Annotated in this window: 17 protein-coding genes and 1 tRNA gene; 10 read left to right on the top strand and 8 right to left on the bottom strand. The window is 71.1% G+C overall.

From position 1 onward, the window contains the following. Positions 1 to 107: 107 nt before the first annotated feature. Positions 108 to 719, top strand: a complete 612-nt coding sequence (locus ACWC2T_RS14475) for a TetR/AcrR family transcriptional regulator (protein ID WP_450670693.1) — start codon at positions 108 to 110, stop codon at positions 717 to 719. 13 nt (positions 720 to 732) lie between these two features. On the opposite strand, the gene ACWC2T_RS14470 is transcribed toward ACWC2T_RS14475, so the two are convergent. Next, positions 733 to 1,215 carry a MarR family winged helix-turn-helix transcriptional regulator gene (locus ACWC2T_RS14470; protein WP_450670692.1) on the bottom strand — a complete coding sequence of 161 codons (483 nt, stop codon included), beginning with the start codon at positions 1,213 to 1,215 and terminating at the stop codon, positions 733 to 735. A gap of 127 nt (positions 1,216 to 1,342) precedes the next feature. On the opposite strand from ACWC2T_RS14470, the gene ACWC2T_RS14465 reads away from it, so the two are divergent. Continuing rightward, a complete protein-coding gene (locus ACWC2T_RS14465; protein WP_450670691.1) occupies positions 1,343 to 2,782 on the top strand; it encodes an MFS transporter in 1,440 nt (479 codons plus the stop codon). A gap of 184 nt (positions 2,783 to 2,966) precedes the next feature. Here ACWC2T_RS14465 and ACWC2T_RS14460 read toward each other — a convergent pair whose 3' ends face one another. Then, positions 2,967 to 3,848, bottom strand: coding sequence for a hypothetical protein (locus ACWC2T_RS14460; RefSeq protein WP_450670690.1), 882 nt, complete (start codon positions 3,846 to 3,848; stop codon positions 2,967 to 2,969). 58 nt (positions 3,849 to 3,906) lie between these two features. Continuing rightward, positions 3,907 to 5,667: a glycoside hydrolase family 35 protein gene (locus tag ACWC2T_RS14455; RefSeq protein ID WP_450670689.1), complete on the bottom strand. Its 1,761-nt coding sequence runs from the start codon at positions 5,665 to 5,667 to the stop codon at positions 3,907 to 3,909. Positions 5,668 to 5,790: 123 nt separating this feature from the next. Between ACWC2T_RS14455 and ACWC2T_RS14450 the strand changes: the two genes are divergently transcribed. The 7 genes from ACWC2T_RS14450 (at position 5,791) to pyk (ending at position 15,316) form a co-directional block, all read left to right on the top strand. Beyond that, the gene (locus ACWC2T_RS14450) at positions 5,791 to 6,708 is read left to right on the top strand and encodes a helix-turn-helix domain-containing protein (RefSeq protein WP_450670688.1); all 918 of its coding nucleotides are present in this window, start codon (positions 5,791 to 5,793) and stop codon (positions 6,706 to 6,708) included. A 5-nt stretch (positions 6,709 to 6,713) separates the two neighbouring features. Further along, positions 6,714 to 7,061 (top strand): chorismate mutase, encoded by a 348-nt coding sequence (locus ACWC2T_RS14445; protein WP_450670687.1) that lies wholly within the window; start codon positions 6,714 to 6,716, stop codon positions 7,059 to 7,061. Positions 7,062 to 7,347: 286 nt separating this feature from the next. After that, positions 7,348 to 9,870, top strand: coding sequence for an aminopeptidase N (gene pepN / locus ACWC2T_RS14440; RefSeq protein WP_450670686.1), 2,523 nt, complete (start codon positions 7,348 to 7,350; stop codon positions 9,868 to 9,870). A gap of 112 nt (positions 9,871 to 9,982) precedes the next feature. Beyond that, positions 9,983 to 10,813, top strand: coding sequence for an NAD(P)H-binding protein (locus ACWC2T_RS14435; protein ID WP_450670685.1), 831 nt, complete (start codon positions 9,983 to 9,985; stop codon positions 10,811 to 10,813). Positions 10,814 to 10,956: 143 nt separating this feature from the next. Beyond that, positions 10,957 to 12,333: a pyridoxal phosphate-dependent decarboxylase family protein gene (locus ACWC2T_RS14430; RefSeq protein ID WP_450670684.1), complete on the top strand. Its 1,377-nt coding sequence runs from the start codon at positions 10,957 to 10,959 to the stop codon at positions 12,331 to 12,333. Further along, positions 12,330 to 13,739 (top strand): lysine N(6)-hydroxylase/L-ornithine N(5)-oxygenase family protein, encoded by a 1,410-nt coding sequence (locus tag ACWC2T_RS14425; protein ID WP_450670683.1) that lies wholly within the window; start codon positions 12,330 to 12,332, stop codon positions 13,737 to 13,739. Before ACWC2T_RS14430 ends, ACWC2T_RS14425 begins: the two co-directional genes overlap by 4 nt. Before the next feature lie 140 nt (positions 13,740 to 13,879). Beyond that, a complete protein-coding gene (gene pyk / locus ACWC2T_RS14420) occupies positions 13,880 to 15,316 on the top strand; it encodes a pyruvate kinase (protein WP_450670682.1) in 1,437 nt (478 codons plus the stop codon). A gap of 12 nt (positions 15,317 to 15,328) precedes the next feature. Here pyk and ACWC2T_RS14415 read toward each other — a convergent pair whose 3' ends face one another. Together ACWC2T_RS14415 and ACWC2T_RS14410 are read right to left on the bottom strand one after the other, a co-directional pair. Beyond that, positions 15,329 to 16,087 (bottom strand): helix-turn-helix domain-containing protein, encoded by a 759-nt coding sequence (locus ACWC2T_RS14415; RefSeq protein WP_450670681.1) that lies wholly within the window; start codon positions 16,085 to 16,087, stop codon positions 15,329 to 15,331. 105 nt (positions 16,088 to 16,192) lie between these two features. Beyond that, a tRNA-Leu gene (locus ACWC2T_RS14410) sits at positions 16,193 to 16,266 on the bottom strand. Between the two features lie 102 nt (positions 16,267 to 16,368). On the opposite strand from ACWC2T_RS14410, the gene ACWC2T_RS14405 reads away from it, so the two are divergent. Next, on the top strand, positions 16,369 to 17,028 hold the full coding sequence (locus tag ACWC2T_RS14405; RefSeq protein ID WP_450670680.1) for an ANTAR domain-containing response regulator: 660 nt from the start codon (positions 16,369 to 16,371) through the stop codon (positions 17,026 to 17,028). A 66-nt stretch (positions 17,029 to 17,094) separates the two neighbouring features. On the opposite strand, the gene ACWC2T_RS14400 is transcribed toward ACWC2T_RS14405, so the two are convergent. From ACWC2T_RS14400 to ACWC2T_RS14390, 3 genes are read right to left on the bottom strand one after another with little or no spacing between them, the layout of a single operon-like run. Further along, positions 17,095 to 17,811 carry an ABC transporter ATP-binding protein gene (locus ACWC2T_RS14400; RefSeq protein ID WP_450670679.1) on the bottom strand — a complete coding sequence of 239 codons (717 nt, stop codon included), beginning with the start codon at positions 17,809 to 17,811 and terminating at the stop codon, positions 17,095 to 17,097. After that, entirely contained in the window at positions 17,808 to 18,698 is an 891-nt protein-coding gene (locus tag ACWC2T_RS14395; protein WP_450670678.1) for an ABC transporter ATP-binding protein, read from the bottom strand. Before ACWC2T_RS14395 ends, ACWC2T_RS14400 begins: the two co-directional genes overlap by 4 nt. Before the next feature lie 5 nt (positions 18,699 to 18,703). Then, positions 18,704 to 20,494, bottom strand: a complete 1,791-nt coding sequence (locus ACWC2T_RS14390; RefSeq protein ID WP_450670761.1) for a branched-chain amino acid ABC transporter permease — start codon at positions 20,492 to 20,494, stop codon at positions 18,704 to 18,706. Between the last annotated feature and the right edge of the window lie 3 nt (positions 20,495 to 20,497).

Genomic DNA, 20,497 nt, shown 5'->3' with positions numbered 1-20,497 from the left:
GCGCCGGTGAACGACCGGCTCGTCGGCGAGTTCCCGCGGTGGCTGTCGACCGCACGCGCCGCCGGCATCGTGCGGACTCCCTAACAACCGTTTGAAACAATGGGCGCGTGCCGACCAAGAAGAAGCCCCAGGTGACCGCGGCCGCGGCCCGGCGCGGCGAACTCCTCAGCACCGCTGCCGAGGTCTTCGCCGAGCACGGCTACAACGCCACCACGGTCCGCCGGATCGCCGACCATGCCGGGATGCTCGCGGGCAGCCTGTACTACCACTTCGACTCCAAGGAGTCGATGCTGGAGGAGATCCTGCGGACCTTCCTCGATGAGCTGTGGAACGGCTACGACACCGTCCTCGCCTCCGGACTCGGTCCCCGCCGGACGCTGGAGGCGCTCGTCACCGAGTCCTTCCGGGAGATCGACCGGCACCGCGCCGCGGTCGCGATCTACCAGAAGGAGAGCAGGCAACTCGTCGCCCAGGAGCGGTTCGCGTTCCTTGCCGAGTCGCAGGCGCGGTTCGAGAAGGCATGGCTCGGCACGCTGGAGCGCGGGGTCGCCGAGGGCGTCTTCCGCGCCGACCTCGACGTCCGCCTCACCTACCGCTTCGTGCGCGACACCGTCTGGGTCGCCGCCTCCTGGTACCGGCCCGGCGGCGGGCACAGCCCCGAGGAGATCGCCCGCCAGTACCTGTCGATGGTGCTGGACGGGATCGCCGTACGGGCCTAGAGCCGCCGTACGGTCAGCCGGTCAGGCGGGCCGCCGCGGCGTGCTGGCGCTCGCTCATGACGGACAGGAAGCGGATGACGGTCCGCAGTTCGTCCGTGCTGAACTCCTCGCAGGCCTCGGCGACGTCCCGCGCCCAGTCCTCGAAGAACCCGGCGAGTTCGGCGATCTTCTCCTGGTTCAGCTCGACCAGCACCCGGCGCTTGTCCGTCGGGTGCTTGACCCGGTGGACGAAGCCCTTGGTCTCCAGCCGGTCGATCAGTCCGGTGACCGAGGCGGGGGCGAGTCCGGTCAGCCCGGCGAGGTCCTTCGCGGTGAGCGGACCGTGCCGCTGGAGGAGGTCGAGCGTCTTCTCCTCGGTCGCGTTCAGCCCCTGCTTCGCGGCGACGGCCGAGTGGAACATGACCGTGACGCCGCTGTGGACCCGCCCCACCTCCATGAGCCGCTGAAGCGTCTCGGACCGCGCCGCCTCGTCCGGCTTCTCTTCTGCCTTGGCCATGTCCCCAGGCTAGCAAAAATTTCGTTCGGCCGAACTAATGACTTGCGGAAGCGGGCGTGTCGGTGCAACTCTTTCGTTAGGTCGAACGAAATAAATCTGCATCGATCCAGGAGCCAAGGAGCCCTTCATGTCCGCAACGCTCACCGAACCCGCCCCGGCACTGGCGCAACCCCATCCACGCCGCTGGGCCGCCGCCGTCGTGATGATGATCGCGGCGCTCATGGACCTGCTGGACACCACGATCGTCAACGTGGCCGTGCCGTCGATCAGCCGTGATCTGCACGCCTCGCCGAGCGACCTGCAATGGACCGTCTCCGCCTACCTGCTGGGCTTCGCCGCCGCGCTGATCGTCTCCGGTCATCTCGGCGACCGCATCGGCCGTCGCCCGCTGTTCCTCGCCGGCACGGCGGGTTTCGGGCTGGCGAGCCTCGCCTGCGGGATCGCCCAGTCGCCGGCACAGCTGATCGCGGCCCGCGCGGTGCAGGGCGTCCTCGCCGCCGTGCTGGTGCCGCAGGTGATCGGCTCGTTCCGCACCCTCTTCCAGGGCAAGGAGCGCGGGGCCGCCTTCGGGATGTACGGCGCCGTCGCCGGGTTCGCATCCGCCGTCGGGCTGCTGCTCGGCGGGGTGCTCACGGACGCCGATCTGTTCGGCTGGGGCTGGCGCTCGGTGTTCCTGGTGAACGTGCCGGTGGCGGTGGCGACCTTCGTCGGCGGGCTGCTGCTGGTCCCGGCCACGCGGGAGCGGTCGGCCGGTCGGCCGGACGTCCTGGGCAGCCTGCTGCTGGCCGGCGGACTGGTCGCGATCGTGCTGCCACTGGTGCAGGGCCGGGAGAACGGCTGGCCGCTGTGGGGCTGGATCTGCCTCGGTGCGGGGGTCGTGACCGTGGCGGGGCTCGGGGTGTACGAGGCCCGGTGGCACCGGCCCGGGACGGTGCCCCTGCTGCCCGCCCGCGCCTTCCGGCTCCCCGCGTTCTCCGTGGGGGTCCTCGTCCAACTGCTGTTCTCCGTCGGCATGCAGGGCTTCTTCCTGGTCTTCGCGGTCTGGCTGCAGGCCGGCGAGCGGTACACGCCCATGCAGGCCGGGCTGGTCACGGTCGCCTTCTCGGTCGGCGGTTTCCTCACCGCGCCCGCCGCGGACGGGCTCGCCGTACGGTACGGGCGGCTGGTGCTGGGTGCCGGGGCGCTGCTGATGGCGGGCGGCTTCGGCTGGGTGTGGGCCGCGATCGACGGGGCGCCGGCCGTTCACGCCGGGGCGTGGCCGCTGGTGCCGGGGCTGGTCATCGCCGGGGCGGGGCTCGGGTTCCTCGTGGTGCCGCTGGTGAACGTGGTGCTGTCGGCGGTGCCGGGGGAGTTGGCCGGCGGGGCGTCCGGCATCTTCTCGACGGCTCAGCAGTTCGGGGGAGCGGTGGGTGCCGGCGTGGTCGGCACGGTGTTCTTCGGGCGGGTGTCCACGGGGATGAGCGGGGCGCTGACCGATGCGATGCCGTGGGTTGCCGGGGCGTTCGTGCTGTGCGGGGCGCTGTGCGCGGCGCTCCCCCGGCGAGCGGCGCCCGAGCAACTCGGCTGACAGCCCCCCACCTGTCGGCTCCGCCCCCAGACCTCAGGCCTCGCCCACACACCACCCGACTCGGTGGGTCGAGAAGCGGGCGGAAGTGCAGTGCCCTTCGACCTCGCTTTCCGGCTGACCGAGACGGGTGGGCGGGTGCGAAACGGGGGTCTGGGGGCGGAGCCCCCAGCGGGGTGGCGTGAACCTACGTGTCGCACTCCAGTACCGTCCGGCACAGCCCGCACCGCGCCCGGACCCGCCCCTTCACCGGTACCCGGATCCGCTGCTGGCAGGTGGGGCAGGAAAAGGAGACGCGGAGACGGCCGGCGGGGTCGGGGGAAAAAGAGTACGGGGCCGTCGGCTGGACGCCGGACGCGTGCCGCCGGTCGTGGGCGTACCGCCGCCGCCCCGCCCAGCCGGCGGCGGTCAGCGGCGGCTGCTGCTCGTCCCGGCGGGCGACGGCCATCCCCTTGACGTACGCGTCGTAGGCCTGCGGGCTGGTGAACCACACCGAGGGGTCCTCGTGGAAGAGCAGCGCCCGCTTGGCCAGGACGTAACCGAACTCCTCCGGGGTGAGATAGCCGAGCTTCTGCGAGGAGACCGCGTCCTCCCGGAAGGCGTCCAGCAGCAGCCATCCCGCGCCGAGATACGTCGTCACCGTGTCCGTGAGGATCTCGTTCTCCGGCGTCGTGGGGAAGGAGAGGTCCAGGCGGTGCAGGTACACGTGCGCCACCTCGTGCGCGAGCGCCGCGCCGATGTCCCGGCGATGGGTGCGGAAACGGTCGTTCAGCTCCACGAAGTACTCGGGACCCGCGGCCAGTTCGACGTTCGCCGCATGGGTCATCTCCCGGAAGCCGACGATCAGCCGCGCGTCCGGCAGCCGGAAGTGCCGCACGATCTCGCGGGCCACCCGCTGCGCCCCCAGATGCAGGTCGTCGGTGTCGCAGAAGGCCACGTCGGCCGGGGCCAGGCTGGCCGAGAACGTCTGGACGGTGTCGTAGGACAGCCGCTTGTACAGCGCGGTGATGGCCGCCCGCACCGTCTCCAGATGCGGGTAGCCGTGCTGGACCGGTCCGCCGTTCGCCACGTCCGCACCCCCAAAGACGCCGGAACTCCTCTCCACTGTAGGCGCGGCCGGCGCCCGGTCACACGGACAGGAGACGGGGCGCCGGCCCATCCGGGTCCGTCTCCTGCAGTTCCAGCACCCACATCTCGTTCTCGCCCTCCCGCAGCACCGGGCCGGGGACGTACAGGGACCGCTGGGGGCCCACCGACCAGTAGCGGCCCAGGTTGAAGCCGTTGATCCAGACGAACCCGCGCGTCCAGCCGGGCAGCTCCAGCCGCGCGTCCCCGGCCCCGCGGACCGCGACGGTGGCCCGGTACAGCCCCGGTGCGCCCGCCACGGGCAACGGGCGGAACGGCACCGCGTCCACGCCGCCGCCGAACGCGTCCAGATCCAGCCCACGCGCGCGTACCCCGTGCAGAAACTGCCGCTCGTGCAGGACGCCACCGGTGATCCCCTTCGCCTCGCCGAAGCGCGGCCCGTAGTTCACCCGCCCGAGGGACTCCACCCACAGCTCCACGCGCGCGGGACCCGCGACGGGCTCCTTCAGCCGCGGCTCCTGCTCGGTGAGCACCCCGGCCCGCTCGCCGTCGACGTACACCACCGCGAGGTCCCGCAGCCCGCGCAGCGTCAGCGGGTACGGCTGCCGTGGGCCGGGCACGTCCACCTCGTAGCGCACCAGGCCCCGGGTGACGTGCAGTTCCTCGAAGGTGGGCGGCAGCGGGGCGACCCTCTCCTCGCCGCCCAGCGCCTCCAGGGTGTCGCCCAAGGGGGCCCAGCCGTCGAGGGTCACCTCCGCCGCCCGGGCCAACAAGGGCGGTTGCGGCGGCAGTTCGGGCAGCGGACCGCACTGGTACGCGGCCAGCACCTCGCGGAAGCGCCAGAACTTCTCCGTGGGACGGCCGTACTCGTCCACGGGGGCGTCGTATTCGTAGGAGGTCACGTCCGGCTCCAGCAGGCCCTCGTGCAGCTCGCCGCCGCCCCGGTTGGCCCCCGCCCAGCCGCCGAAACTCGTACCGCCGTGCGCCATGTAGAGGTTCACCGAAGCCCCGCACTCCAGGATCTCCCGCAGCGCCCCGGCGGCCTCCTCCGGGTCCCGTACGGCGTGCTCACCGGCCCAGTGGTCGAACCAGCCGCACCAGAACTCCATGCACATCAGCGGGCCCTCGGGGCGATGGCGACGCAGCGTCTCGAAGGCCACGCGCGCGTGGGAGCCGAAATTCACCGTGGCGAGCACCCCGGGCAGCGAACCGCCGGTCAGCATGTGGTCCTCCGGGCCGTCCGAGGTGAACAGCGGCACCGTGACCCCCTCGGCGCGCAGCACACCGGCCAGGTGCTCCAGATAGCCGGTGTCGCTGCCGTAGCTGCCGTACTCGTTCTCCACCTGCACGAGGATCACCGGGCCGCCGCGGTCGATCTGCCGGGGCACGACCTCGTGCATCAGGTGGTGGAACCAGTGCTCCACATGGGACAGATAACGCTCGTCACGCGTGCGCACGCGCGTGCCCGGCTCACCCGTCACCCAGGCCGGCAGTCCGCCGTTCTCCCACTCGGCGCAGATGTAGGGGCCCGGCCGGACGATCGCCCACAGCCCGGCCTCGCGGACCGCGTCCAGGAACCGGCCGAGCGCCTGCACGTCCCGGTGGCCGCCGCCGGGTCGCGGCCGGTGCAGGTTCCACGGGACGTACGTCTCCACGCAGTTCAGGCCCATCGCCCGCAGCATCGCCAGCCGGTGCCGCCAGTGCCCCTCGTGCACCCGGAAGTAGTGCAGCGCCCCGGACAGCAGCCGTACCGGCCGCCCGTCCAGCAGGAAGTCGGACTCCCCCACCGTGAACTCGCTCATGCGCCCCAGCCTCACCCCTTCCGGCGACCGGCACCATGGACGAAGATCGTCGCTGCTTGGACAAACGTCTGGCCACAACGTTTGGACAAAAGTCCGCCGCCGCCGACGCCGGGAGGAGCGCCGATGTACCAGACCTGGATGCGGTTCTTCAGCCCCGGCCCCGCCCACCACCGCCTCGGCCTGGCCTGCCTCGGCGTCGGCCTGCAGCACGGCGCCCTGCCCACGGTCGGCCCGCGCACCCTCGACCACCACGTGGCCGTCGTGATCAGCGCGGGCCGCGGCTGGTACCGGGGCGCCGACGGCCGCCGTACGACCGTCACCGCGCCCGCGCTGCTCTGGCTCACCCCCGGGGTGCCCCACCACTACGCGCCCGATCCGGACACCGGCTGGGACGAGGGCTTCGTCGACTTCGCCGGACCCGCCACCACGACGTACACCGAACTCGGCTACATCGAGCCCGAGCGGCCCGTCGTGCCCCTCTCCGACGCCTCCGGGCCCCGCGCGGTGGTCGCCCGCATCGCCCGCGCCGCCCGCCGCGGCAACCCGCTGCTGGAGGTGGAGACCGGGGCCGCCGTGCACGAACTGCTCGTCGCCCTGCGCCGCGCCCGTGCCGACCTCGCCCCGGACGGCGAGCAGGTGCTCGCGGCCCTCGCACGGGACGCCTGCACGCCGATGAGCGTCGCCGACCACGCGCGCGTGCACGGCATGACGCCCGCCGAGCTGCGCAGTGCCGTGCGCCGGGCCGCCGGATGCAGCCCCAAGGACTACCTGCTCGGCATCCGCCTCGGCCGCGCCAAGGAACTCCTCGCCGCCACCGAGCTGCCGGTCGCCGCCGTCGCCCGCCGCGTCGGCTACGACGACCCCGCGTACTTCTCCCGGCTGTTCACCCGCCGGGTGGGCCTCGCCCCGGTCCGCTTCCGTGCCCAGCAGGGCCGCAGCGTGCCCGGCGGCTGGAGCGACCGGGTACCGGACCCGGACGATCCGCCGATGATCCACTCTCCGGACAGCCCGGATGACCGGCCCGCAGAACCCATAGGGTGATGTGCATGACCACCAGCAACACCGGAACCGGTGACGTGGACCCCGAGGTCCGCCAGGAACTGGAACGGCTGCGCGACAGCATCGACAACATCGACGCGGCCGTCGTCCACCTGCTCGCCGAGCGGTTCAAGGCCACCCAGCAGGTCGGCCGGCTCAAGGCCGTGCACCAGCTGCCGCCCGCCGACCCGGCCCGCGAGGCCCGCCAGATCGCGCGGCTGCGCCGCCTCGCCGAGAACGCCAAGCTGGACCCGGCCTTCGCCGAGAAGTTCCTGAACTTCATCATCGCCGAGGTGATCCGCCACCACGAGCGCATCGCCGAGGACACCGCCAACGGCCAGCAGACGGCCGACTGACCCCGGCTGGGCCCGGTCGGCGTCCGGTCGGCAGCGGTGAGGGATCCGACGGGCGCGGCCGGCAGCGGTGAGGGACCCGACGGGTACGGCCGGCAGGGGAGCGGCGCGGGCGGTCCAGGGCCGGACGGGAGCGGGCGGTCCAGGGCCGGACGGGGGCGGTCGAATGCGGTCGGGGGAGTGCGGAAGCGAGCCCGGCGCGGGCGCGGGCCGGACAGCGAGCCGGACATATGCCGTGAAGCCGCCCACCCCCTGTGCGCTGTCAGTGCGATCAGGCAGCATGGCCTGCATGTCCGCACTCACGCGCGATGAAGCGCAGCTCCGAGCACAGCTCCTCGACGTCCACCGCTACACGGTCGAACTGGACCTCACGACCGGGGACGAGACCTTCGACTCCCGCACCGTGATCCGCTTCACCGCGCGGTCCGCCGGGGACACGTTCGTGGAGCTGAAGCCCGCCGAGTTGCGCGCGGCCACGCTCGACGGGGAGCCCCTCGACCCCGAGTCCCTCGACGACGGCCGGCTGCCGCTGAAGAACCTCTCCGCCGGGGAGCACGAACTGCGCGTCGACGCGGCCATGCGCTACTCCCGCACCGGCGAGGGCATGCACCGCTTCACCGACCCGAGCGACGGCGAGACGTACGTCTACACGCAGATGTTCATGGACGACGTCCAGCGCGTCTTCGCCGCCTTCGACCAGCCCGACCTGAAGGCCGTCTTCGAGGTCTCCGTGAAGGCGCCCGAGGGCTGGACCGTGCTCGCCAACGGCGTCACCGAGCAGCGCGCGGGCGGCCTCTGGCAGGCCGCCCCCACCCCGCCGATCTCCACCTACCTCGTCGCCGTCGCCGCCGGCCCCTGGCACTCGGTCCGCACCGAACACCGCGGACTGCCCTTCGGCATCCACTGCCGCCGCTCCCTCGCGCCCCACCTGGAGGCCGACGCCGAGGAGATCCTCGACGTCACACGCGCCTGCTTCGACCGCTACCACGAGAAGTTCGAGGAGCCGTACCCCTTCGACTCCTACGACCAGGCGTTCGTCCCCGAGTTCAACGCGGGCGCCATGGAGAACCCGGGCCTGGTCACCTTCCGCGACGACTTCGTCTACCGCTCCGCCGTCACCGACACCGAGCGGCAGACCCGCGCCATGGTCATCGCGCACGAGATGGCCCACATGTGGTTCGGCGACCTCGTCACCCTCAAATGGTGGGACGACATCTGGCTGAACGAGTCCTTCGCCGAGTACATGGGCTACCAGACCACCGCCGAGGCCACCCGCTTCACCGGCCCCTGGACCGAGTTCGGCGTCACCCGCAAGGCCTGGGGCTACGACGCCGACCAGCGGCCCACCACCCACCCGGTCGCCCCCGAGAAAGTCGACGACACGGCCTCCGCGCTGCTCAACTTCGACGGCATCTCCTACGCCAAGGGCGCCTCCGCGCTGCGCCAACTCGCCGCCTGGCTCGGCGAGAAGGACTTCCTCGCCGGCATCAACACCCACTTCGCCCGCCACAGGTTCGGCAACGCCACCCTCGCCGACTTCATCGACTCCCTCGCCTCCGCCACCGAGCGCGACGTGCCCGCCTGGGCCGACAGCTGGCTGCGCACCACCGGCGTCGACACCCTGACCCCGGTGACCGCCGCCGACGGGAGCACCTGCACGCTGACCGTCGACCGCACCGGCAGCCGCCCGCACCGCCTCACCGCCGGCCTCTACGACCACGACCTGGCCGACGAAGGCCGGCTGGTGCTGCGCGAGCGCCTCGACCTCGACGTCCCGCAGAGCGCCCCGCAGCCCATCGGCAAGCGCCCCGCACTCCTCGTACTCAACGACGGCGACCTCACCTACGCCAAGGTCCGCTTCGACGCCGAGTCCTTCGACACACTCCGCGCCTGCCTGTCGGGCCTGCCCGACCCGCTCACCCGGGCAGTCGTCTGGAACGCCCTCAGGGACGCCGTACGCGACGGTGAACTCCCGCCCGCCGCCTACCTGGAGACGGCCCGCGCCCACCTGCCGCGCGAGACCGACCTCGCCCTGGTCCAGGGCGTCCTCGCCTTCGCCTCCGGCCAGATCGCCGACCAGTACCTGACGCCCCAGGACCGCCCCGCCGCCCTGTCGGCCCTCACCGCCCTCTGCCGCGACCTGCTGCGGCGCACCGAGGACGGCGACCACCCCGGCCTGCGCCTGGTCGCCGTACGGCATCTGATCTCCGTGGCCGCCCACCCCGACACCATCGCCGCCTGGCTCGCCGACGGCACCGTGCCCGGCGGCCCCGAACTCGACCCCGAGCTGCGCTGGCGCATCCTCGGCCGGCTCGCCGTGCTCGGTGCCACCGACGAGACCGCCATCGCCGCCGAGCTGGAGCGCGACCCGAGCGCCACCGGCCAGGAGGGCGCCGCCCGCTGCCGAGCCGCCCTGCCCGACCCGGAGGCCAAGCAGGTGGCCTGGGAGGCGATGTTCGCCGGCGACGAACTGTCCAACTACCTGTTCACAGCCACCGCCCAGGGCTTCTGGCAGCCCGAACAGGCCGATCTGGTACGGGAGTACGTGCCGCGCTTCTACACCGACGCCGCAGCCGTCAGCGCCCGGCGCGGCCCCGCCATAGCCGTCGCCGCCGGCCGCTGGGCCTTCCCGGCCCATGCCGTCGACACCGAGAACCTGCGGCTCGGCCAGGCCTGTCTGCAGGGCACCGACCCCACCCCGGCCCTGCGCCGCACCCTCGCCGACCGCCTCGACGACCTGGCCCGCGCCCTGCGGGTGCGCGGCGAGCAGGCACACCAGGCAGCGAAGGCACAGGTGGCGGAGGCGGAGTAGGTCCGGCGGCCTAGGGCGCGGCTGGTCCCTGCCGACGATGCGCCGGTCCGGACCGCCTTCCTAGGCTCGGGCTGTCAGGAACGACCAGCCCGATCCCTCGGAGGCAGTTTCCGTGATCGTAGTGACCGGCGCGACCGGCAATGTCGGCCGTGCCCTCGTCGACCGTCTCCTCGCCGCGGACCGTCCCGTGCGGGCGCTCACCCGCGACCCGCAGCGGGCCGCCCTGCCCGCCGGCGCCGAGGTGGTCCGGTTCCAGCCGGACGACCCCGCCGCCCTGTTCGGCGGAGCGACGGCCCTCTTCCTGTACGCACAGGCCGGCACGGCCGACCTCCTGGCGGCCGCCCGCGCCCACGGGGTGCGGCATGTCGTGCTGCTCTCCAGCGGCATCATCCAGGAAGGCGCCGACGAGACCCACCCCATCCACGTCATGCACGCCACCGCGGAACAGCAGATCCGCGACAGCGGGCTCCACTGGACCTTCCTGCGCCCGAACGCCTTCGCCACCAACGCCCTGCAGTGGGTGCCGCAGATCCGCGCCGGCGACACCATCCGGGGCGTGTTCGCCGACGGGCTCTCCGCACCCATCCACGAGGACGACATCGCGGCCGTCGCCGAGCGGGTCCTGCTCGACGGCGGACACGAAAGCGCCGTGCACCGGCTGACCGGACCCGAGGCGATCAGCAACGCCGGACAGCTCGCGGCGATCGGCGCGGCCCTCGGCAGGAAGCTCACGTTCGTGGAGACCGACCCGCACGAGGCGGGCCCGGAGCTGTTCCCGCACGTCCCCGCGCCCATGCTGGAGCGACTGCTGCGCACCTTCGAGGAAACCGTCGGCGTGCAGCCGGAAATCACCGACACGGTGCAGAAACTCACCGGCACCCCGGCCCGTACGTTCGCCCGGTGGGCGCAGGACCACGCGCAGGACTTCGGCGCACAGGCCTGAGCGCTCCGCTACCGCCGTACCCACTTTCGGGTTCTGCTCGTTGGGCTTTCGGGACACACGGGGCTCTTCCCGTACAAGCTGGAAGCCCAACGACCCGTAACAGCCGCAAGGCCAGGGTCGGTCCACGAGCGGAGGGACGGCCGATGAACGGTGACGAGCCTCCGCGCACGCCGCCCCTCGCCTCGGGCCCGCACGGCCCCGCCGCCCTGCGCCCCCTGCTCGCCACCGTCCTCGACGCGCTCGCCGCCGGTGCGCGAGCGCGTGGCGGGCCCCTGCCCCGCGGGGGCCCCAAGGCCGTCGCCGCGCGCATCGCCGGCGTGCTCGGGCACGTGCTGGCCGACCAGGGCGACCCCGACGCCCTGCGCACCCTCGTGCACGCCCTGGCCGAGGGCGCCGCCGACCCCGCCGACCCGCTGTGCGCCGCCCATCTGCACTGCCCGCCACTCGCCGTGGCCACCGCCGCCGACCTCGCCGTCAGCGCCCTCAACCCCTCCCTGGACTCCTGGGACCAGGCCCCTGCCGCCTCCGCCCTGGAGACCGCCGTCACCCGCGCCCTGGCCCGCGCCACCGGACTCGCCGACGCCCTCGTCACCACCGGCGGCACCGAGTCCAACCAGCTCGCCCTGCTGCTCGCCCGCGAGGCACACGGCGGCAGCGTCCAGCTGATCTACGGCGCGAACGCCCACCACTCGCTGCCGCGCGCCGCCTGGCTGCTCGGCCTGCCCGACCCGGTCGTCGTCCCGGCCGCGAGCGGCACCCTCGACCTCGCCGCCCTGGACGAGGCCCTCACCACACTCCCCGGGCCACTGCTCGTCGCCGCCACCGCCGGCACCACCGACGCCGGCCTCATCGACCCGCTGCCCGAGATCGCCGGCCTGTGCGCCACACACGGCGCCCGCCTGCACATCGACGCCGCCTACGCCGCAGGCCTGCTCTTCAGCGACCGGCACCGGAAGAAACTCGCCGGACTCGACGCCGCCCACACCGTCACCCTCGACCTGCACAAGCTCGGCTGGCAGCCCATCGCCGCCGGCCTCCTCGCCGTCGCCCGCCCCGGCGAACTCGCCGCGCTCCACCAACACGCCGACTACCTCAACGCCGACGACGACACCGACGCCGGACTCCCCGACCTGCTCGACCGCTCCCTGCGCACCACCCGCCGCCCCGACATCCTCAAGACCGCCGTCACCCTGAAGACCCTCGGCCGCACCGGACTCGGCGCCCTGGTCGACCAAGTCTGCGCCCACGCACGCCAGTTCGCCACGCTGATCGAACAGCACCCCGGCTTCGAACTGTACGACCGGCCCGTCATCAGCACCGTCCTGTTCCGGCCCGCAGGCGCCCCCGACGCCACCGTGGCCGCCGTACGCCGCAGGTTGCTGCACGAGGGCCGGGCCGTCCTCGGGCGGGCCCGGCTCGACGGCCGCCTCTGGCTCAAGGCCACCCTGCTCAACCCCCACACCCGGCCGGACGACCTGGCCCAGCTCCTGAAACTCGCAGAAGAAAGCACCCGCGCATGACCAACCCCCCACGCCACGAGCCCACCTCCCCCCGCGACCTGGTCGGCATCGGCATCGGCCCGTGCAACCTCTCCCTGGCCGCGCTCGCCCATCCCCTCGCCGAACTCGACGCCGTCTTCTACGAGCAGCGTCCCGGCTTCGACTGGCACCCCGGCCTGCTCATCGAGGGCGCCACCATCCAAGTACCCTTCCTCGCCGACCTGGTGACCCTCGCCGACCCCACCAGCCAGTGGAGCTTCCTGAACTACCTCAGAACCCGCGAACGGCTCTTCCCCTTCTACTTCGCCGAGCGCTTCCACATCCAGCGCGCCGAGTACGACGCCTACTGCCGCTGGGTCGCCCAGAACCTGCCCGGACTGCACTTCCGCCACCAGGTCGACGCGGTCCGCTGGAACCCCGAACAAGACGTGTTCGAGGTCGACTTCACCCAGCTCGACGCCGAAGGCGAGGCCGAAGCACTGGGCCGCACCTACACCCGCAACGTCGTCCTGGGCGTCGGCAGCGCGCCGTACGTGCCAGACCCGCTCAAGCCCCTGGTGGACGCCCCCGGGGTGCCGGTCGTCCACGCCGCCGACTACCTGGACCACCGCACCGAGATCCTCGCCGCCGAGCACGTCACCGTCGTCGGCTCCGGACAGTCCGGCGCCGAAGTCTTCCTCGACCTGCTCAGGCACCGCCCCGCCGGACAGGAGAAGCTCCACTGGATCGGCCGCAGCGAGGCGTTCGCGCCGATGGAGTACTCCAAGCTGGGCCTGGAGCACTTCACCCCCGACTACACCCGCTACTTCCACGCCCTCGCCGAACCCGTCCGCGACCGCCTGGTCGCCGTCCAGTGGCAACTGCACAAGGGCATCGACGCCGGCACCCTCGCCGCCATCCACGACGAGCTCTACCGGCGCACCCTCCACGGCGGCTGGCCCGACGCCGTGCTCACCCCAGGCGTACGCGTCCGCACCGCCGGCCGGATCGCCACCACCAAGGTCGAGCTGCACCTGGAACACCTCCAGCAGGACAGCCGCTCCCGGCTGACGACCGACGCGGTCGTCCTCGCCACCGGCTACCGCGACCGCCCTCTCGGCCGCCTCCTCGCCGGACTCGACCCCTATCTGCGCCGCGACAGCGGCGAACGCCTGCGCGTGGACGAGGAGTTCCGGCTCGTCCTCGACCCCTCCGTGACCGGCTCGGTCTACGTCCAGAACGCCGAGCTGCACACCCACGGCGTGGGCGCACCCGACCTCGGCCTCGCCGCCTGGCGCAGCGCCACCATCCTCAACTCCCTCACCGGAAAGGACCCCTACCCGCCCGCCACCCGAACCGCCTTCACCACCTTCGGTCTCCAGGAGGACCGGGCCCGGGTGCCACAGGGCCGCCAGGCGCAGCACCTCATCCCCCTGGTCGACCGGTGACCCCCGGAAACGACAGCAATTCGCTCATCGGAGCGAGCGGTCGCACAATTCAACACTTGTCAATGACCATTTACTCAAAGGTTGTTGAGTGGTCATGTGCGACCGATTATCTACCCACGGGTAAGGCCTAGGCTCGACCCATGCGCCGAGCAAAGATCGTCTGTACTCTGGGGCCCGCCACCGACTCGTACGACCAGATCAAAGCACTGGTCGACGCCGGAATGGACGTGGCCCGGTTCAATCTCAGCCACGGCACCCACACCGAACACGAAGAACGCTACCGGCGAGTCCGCAAGGCCGCCGACGAAACCGGCCGCAGCGTCGGAATTCTCGCCGACCTTCAAGGCCCGAAGATCCGGCTCGACCGTTTCGGCGAAGGACCCGTACTCCTTGAACGCGGCGACACCTTCACCATCACCGTCGAGGACGGCGTCGAGGGCGACCGCCACCGGTGCGGCACCACCTATGCCGGCCTCGCCGCCGACGTCACCCCCGGTGAACGCATCCTCGTGGACGACGGCAAGGTGTGCCTGGAAGTCACCGCCGTCGACGGCCCGCGCGTGCACACCCTCGTGGTCGAAGGCGGCATGGTCTCCGACCACAAGGGCCTGAACCTCCCCGGCGTCGCCGTCTCCGTCCCCGCCCTCTCCCGGAAGGACGAGGAAGACCTGCGCTGGGCGCTGCGCACCGGCTTCGACGTCATCGCGCTCTCCTTCGTCCGCAGCGGCGACGACGCCAAAGGCGTCCACCGGATCATGGCCGAGGAAGGCCGCCGCCTCCCGGTGATCGCCAAGATCGAGAAACCGCAGGCCGTGACGAACCTCGACGGCATCGTGGCCGCCTTCGACGGGCTCATGGTCGCGCGCGGCGACCTGGGCGTGGAGATGCCCCTGGAACAGGTGCCGATCGTGCAGAAGCGCGCGGTCAAGCTCGCCAAGCGCAACGCCAAGCCGGTCATCGTCGCCACCCAGATGCTCGACTCCATGGTCGACAACTCCCGGCCCACCCGCGCCGAGGCCTCCGACGTGGCCAACGCCGTCCTCGACGGCACGGACGCGGTCATGCTCTCCGGCGAGACCAGCGTCGGCAAGTACCCCGTCGAGACCGTACGCACCATGGCGAAGATCGTGGCGGCGGCCGAGGAGGACATGCTGGCCAAGGGCCTACCCCCGCTGACCGAGAGCAACAAACCCCGCACCCAGGGCGGCGCGGTCGCCCGCGCGGCGGCGGAGATGGGCGACTTCCTCGGCGCGAAGTTCCTCGTCGCCTTCACCCAGTCGGGAGACACCGCCCGCCGCCTCTCCCGCTACCGCTCCCCGATCCCCCTCCTGGCCTTCACCCCCGAGCCGGCCACCCGCTCCCAGCTCAGCCTCACCTGGGGCGCCGAGACCTTCCTCGGCCCGCACGTCGACTCCACCGACGCCATGGTCGAGCAGGTGGACGAGCTGCTGCTGCAGTACGGCCGCTGCGAGAAGGGCGACATCGTGGTCATCACGGCCGGCTCCCCGCCCGGGGTCTCCGGCTCGACCAACATGGTCCGGGTCCACCACATCGGGGAGGATGACAGCCCGAAGTAGGTGGGGGGAGGGTCAGTACTTCGGGCCGACGTGGGAGTCCATGAGGGCGACGGAGGCCTTCTTGGCGACGGAGATGTTGTACGGGTTGCCCTTGCGGGTGCAGCGCGTCCACTGAACGCCCAGCCTGTCGAGGGTGTCGGTGTAGAGGTTCCGGATGTCCTCCGACTTGTTCGTGAAGAAGTAGCGCGGGTATTCGTACCGCTTGCGCTCACCGCCGACGAGCCGGGTCGTCCAGTTGGTGATCCGGCAGCCGTCGGAGTGAATGAGGCCACGGATGAAGTCCCAGGGGTGGGCGTCGACGATGGCTTGCTGCCAGGGTTCGAGGACGATCGGGCGCTCGTGCTTCTTACCCGGGCCGTGTTGAGGGAAGAGCTGTGGCCAGTGACGGGAGTAGCTGGTCACCATTGAGCAGCCCTGCTTCTGCATTGTGTAGACGCCGATGCCGGGGCGCACCCTCGTGATGGCATCGCGGCACTGTTGCATCAGGCCTGGCCATGCGTCTGCGCATGCGATCCTGAGGTAGTACCCGGTACCGCGTGGGTGTGCGCTGATGCAGCCGTCGCCGAGATAGAGGCCCAGCAAGTAGGCGTACGCACAGTCGTCAGCCGGTGGTCCGGGGTCCGGCGGTGCCATGCGTGGCAGGGGTTCCAGGCGGTGCCGCCAGGAGCGAATCGCGGCTCGGGATATGCCCGTCTCCTTGCTGACGGAGTTGAGGCTGCGGCCCTGAGCCACCAGTGCAAGGGCTCGCTTGCGTGTGCTGACGTCGTACATGTGCACACCATGCGAGAGTGATCGCGATGACACGCAGCAAAAAGCGGAGAATCACGCGAACGTGATCCTCCGCTTGCCTGAGCGACCTTGGAATCCAAGGAAAAGTGCCCCGGGTGGGACTCGAACCCACACTGAATACCTTTTGAGGGTATCGTCTCTACCGATTGGACTACCGGAGCCCCTGCGAATCGAAGATTTCCCCCGACCCGCTGCCCGTCCACCATACCGCAGCTAGGTAGGCTCTTGTCAGCAGTACCCCTGCCCAGGACCAAGGAGCCTCAGTGACCGCCCCCGAGTCGCCCCAGCCCGTAGACGCGCCCGACGACGACAAGTCGCACGTGCCTCCGCTGACGACCCGTGTCGTCATCGCCGAGGACGAGGCCCTGATCCGGCTCGACCTCAAAGAGATGCTGGAGGAGGAGGGGTACACCGTCGTCGGCGAGGCCGGGGACGGCGAGCAGGCCGTCGAGCTGGCCCGCGAGCACCGGCCGGACCTGGTCATCCTGGATGTGAAGATGCCCAAGCTGGACGGCATCTCCGCGGCCGAGAAGATCGCCGAGGAGTCCATCGCGCCGGTGCTGATGCTCACCGCCTTCTCGCAGCGCGACCTCGTCGAGCGCGCTCGGGACGCGGGGGCCATGGCGTACCTGGTCAAGCCGTTCAGCAAGAGTGACGTGGTCCCGGCCATCGAGATGGCCGTCTCCCGCTTCACGGAGCTGAAGCAGCTGGAGCAGGAGGTCGCGGACCTCACCCAGCGCCTGGAGACCCGCAAGCTGGTGGACCGCGCGAAGTCGATCCTGCAGACGGAGTACGGCCTGACCGAGCCGGCGGCGTTCCGCTGGATCCAGAAGACGTCCATGGACCGCCGCATGTCGATGCAGCAGGTCGCTGAGGCGGTCATCGCGGACAACGAGGAGAAGAAGGCGGCCAAGAAGGCCTGACCTGTACGGGTACGACGCGGGCCCGCGCCCCGGAGAAGGGGGCGCGGGTCGGCGTCGTCGTACGGGTCAGTCCTCGCCGAGGTAGGCCTTGCGGACCGACTCGTCGTGCAGCAGGTCCTGGCCCGTGCCGGACAGGACGATGGTGCCGACCTCCATGACGTGACCCTGGTCGGCGAGTGAGAGCGCGGCCTGGGCGTTCTGTTCGACCAGCAGGATCGTGGTGCCCTGGGACTTCAGCTCGGTGATCGTGGCCATGATCTTCTGCATCATGATCGGGGACAGGCCCATGGACGGCTCGTCCAGCATCAGCAGTTTCGGCCGGGACATCAGCGCCCTGCCCATTGCCAGCATCTGCTGCTCGCCGCCGGAGAGGGTGCCGGCGGCCTGCTTGCGCCGCTCGCCCAGGATGGGGAAGAGGTTGTAGGCGCGCTGGATGTCCTTCTCGATGCCCTCCTTGTCCTTGCGGAGGAAGGCGCCGAGTTGCAGGTTCTCGGCGATGGTCAGGCGCGGGAAGATGTGCCGGCCCTCGGGGGAGTGGGCGAGTCCGAGGGCGACGATCTTGTGCGCGGGGACGCCGGTGAGTGGTTTGCCGTCGAAGACGATCTTTCCCGAGGTGGGCTTGAGCAGGCCTGACAGGGTGCGCAGGGTGGTCGTCTTGCCGGCGCCGTTGGTGCCGATGAGGGTGACGACCTGGCCGGCCTCGACGCTGAACGAGATGCCCTTGACGGCCTCGATCTTGCCGTAGGCGACCCTGAGGTCCTCGACCTCCAGCAGTGCGGTCACTGGGCCTCTCCCTTGGTGGTGCTGGTGCTCTCCGCGCTTTCGGCCGGTTCGGTGCCGGTCTCGGACTCCGCGGCGGCTTCCGCGGCCTCGACCTCCGCGGCTTCCGCCTCGCCCGGGTCGCCCTCGAAGGGCTCACCGAGGTAGGCGGCGACGACGCGTTCGTCGGCCTGTACGACGTCGGAGGTGCCCTCGACGAGCTTCTCGCCCTGTACGAGCACGGCGACCCGGTCGCACAGGTTGAAGATGAAGCGCATGTCGTGCTCGATGACGAGGACGGCGATTCCCTTGTCGCGGATGGCGAAGACGAGTTCCTCGGTGGACCGGGTCTCCTGCGGGTTCATGCCGGCCGTGGGCTCGTCGAGCAGCAGCAGGCCGGGCTCGCTCGCCAGTGCCCGGGCGATCTCCAGCTTGCGCTGCTCGCCGTAGGGCAGGTTGCGGGCGAGGTGGTCGCGTTTGGCGGCGAGGCCGACGAACTGGAGGAGTTCCATGGCCTTTGCCTCGGACTCCTTTTCGGCCTTGCGGAAGCCGGGGCCGCGCAGCAGGGCGGACCACAGGCCCTCCTTGGTCCGGGTGTGGCGGCCCACGAGGACGTTTTCCAGCACGGTCATGTTGGCGAACAGCCGGATGTTCTGGAAGGTGCGGGCGATGCCTGCCTGCGTGACCAGGTGTGGCTTGGGCGGCAGTACCTTGCCCTGGTAGGCGACCGTTCCCTCGGTGGGGACGTACAGGCCGGTGAGGCAGTTGAAGAAGGTCGTCTTGCCGGCGCCGTTGGGGCCGATGAGGCCGACGATCTCGCCGCTGTTGACCGTGAAGTCGACGGAGCGGACGGCGGTCAGGCCGCCGAAGCGCATGGTGACGTCGCGGGCTTCGAGTACAGGTGTCGTCATGGTTCTTACGCCCCTGCCTTGCTGACGGCCGCCTCGTCGGTCAGCGTCTTCTGTTCCGGTACGTCGAGTTGGCCGGTCTCGTGGAACTCCAGTTGGCGGCGGCGGTTGGCGATGATGCCTTCGGGCCGGAAGCGCATCAGCAGGATCAGTGCGAGGCCGAAGGCGAACAGCTCGTAGTTCTGCAGGAACTGGAGCTTTTCCGGGACCAGGTAGAGCACGCTTGCGCCGAGCAGCGGGCCGCTGACGGTGCCCATGCCGCCGAGGACGACGGCGGCGAGGAGGAAGGCGGAGTTGGGCGGGGCGGCGCCGGCGAACTGGTACGGCTGTGGGTTGACGCTGTAGTTGACGTGGGCCATCACGGTGCCGGCGAGGCCCGCGAGGGAGGCGCCGAGTGCGAAGGCGATGAGTTTGACCCGGAAGCCGTTGATGCCCATGGCGGTGGCGGCGGTCTCGTCCTCGCGGATGGCGATCCAGGAGCGGCCGATGCGGGAGTCGGCGGCGCGGGTGAAGACGAGGACGACGATCGCCGTGATGAGGAGCATCAGGAAGAGGTAGTTGGCGAAGCGGCCGAGGGTGAACCCGCCGATGTCGTGGGCGTCTCCGAGGTTGAATCCGAAGATCTTGATGTCGGGGATCTGGGTGATGCCGTTGGGGCCGCGGGTGACGTTGGGTCCGGAGTCGCCGTCCAGGCTGTTGACGGTGATGCGGAAGATCTCTCCGAAGCCGAGGGTGACGATGGCCAGGTAGTCGCCGCGCAGTCGCAGGGTGGGGCCGCCGATGAGGACGCCGAAGACCAGTGAGGCGGCCATGCCGGTGAGGGCGGCGGCCCAGAAGGGGAAGTGGACGTTGTAGGGGGAGTATTCGGAGCCGGAGACCAGGGCGGCGGCGTAGGCGCCGACGCCGAGGAACGCGACGTAACCGAGGTCGAGCAGTCCGGTGAGGCCGACGACGATGTTCAGGCCGAGGGCGACGGTGGCGAAGATGAGGATGTTGACGCCGATGTTGGCGTTGTGGTCGTCGCTCTGGGTGAAGGGGAAGATCACGGCGGCGAGGAAGGCGAGGGTGGTGGCGAAGTCCTTGTGGCGGGCGGACATCGTGGCGTACCGGTCGAGGAGGCCGGCGTGGACGAGGCCCCAGGCGGCGAAGACGAGGACGAGGAGGAAGCCGATGAAGGTTTCGCTGTCGTCGTCGTTGATGCCGATGCCGTAGGTGAAGACCACGAGGGCGAGGGCGGTGCCGATGGTGATGACGGCGCGTTCGGCGAGTGGCGTGAGGGTGCCGGGCCGGGGCTGGTCGGGTTTGGTGAGGTAGCCGCGCAGGCCGGTGCCGGGGGCTGGGTGGGGCAGTGCGAGGGCGCCGATGACGGGCAGTGCGGAGGCGGCCATCGCGACGAAGGCGCCGGGGTCGAGGTTGACCAGGCCGCCGAGGTCGACGGCGATGGCGATGCCGGTGAACCAGCAGACGGCGAACGCCGAGAGGGCGATGAGGAGGACGGGGCTGGTGGCCTTGCCGGGGTTGAGCCGGTCCAGCCCTGGTACGTTCCACAGGGTGAGGCCGTACAGCAGGGTGAGGGCGCCGGCCACGAGGGCGATGACCTGCAGGCCGGCCGGGTAGCCGTAGATGGTCAGGTCGCCGGGGAAGGTCGGGGTCCAGGTCCAGCTGAGGAAGGTGCTGGCGATGGTGCCGATCGCGCCGGCAGTGATGAGCAGGCGGGCCGCGGCCGGGGGGAGCGGGATGGGCCCGCGTCCGGCCGGTTCCGGCGTTGTGGCGGTGGTCTCGGTGGTGGTGTCGGTCATGCT

Source organism: Streptomyces sp. NPDC001393 (genome assembly GCF_053597455.1).
This window is presented reverse-complemented; position numbering and strand designations above follow the sequence as displayed.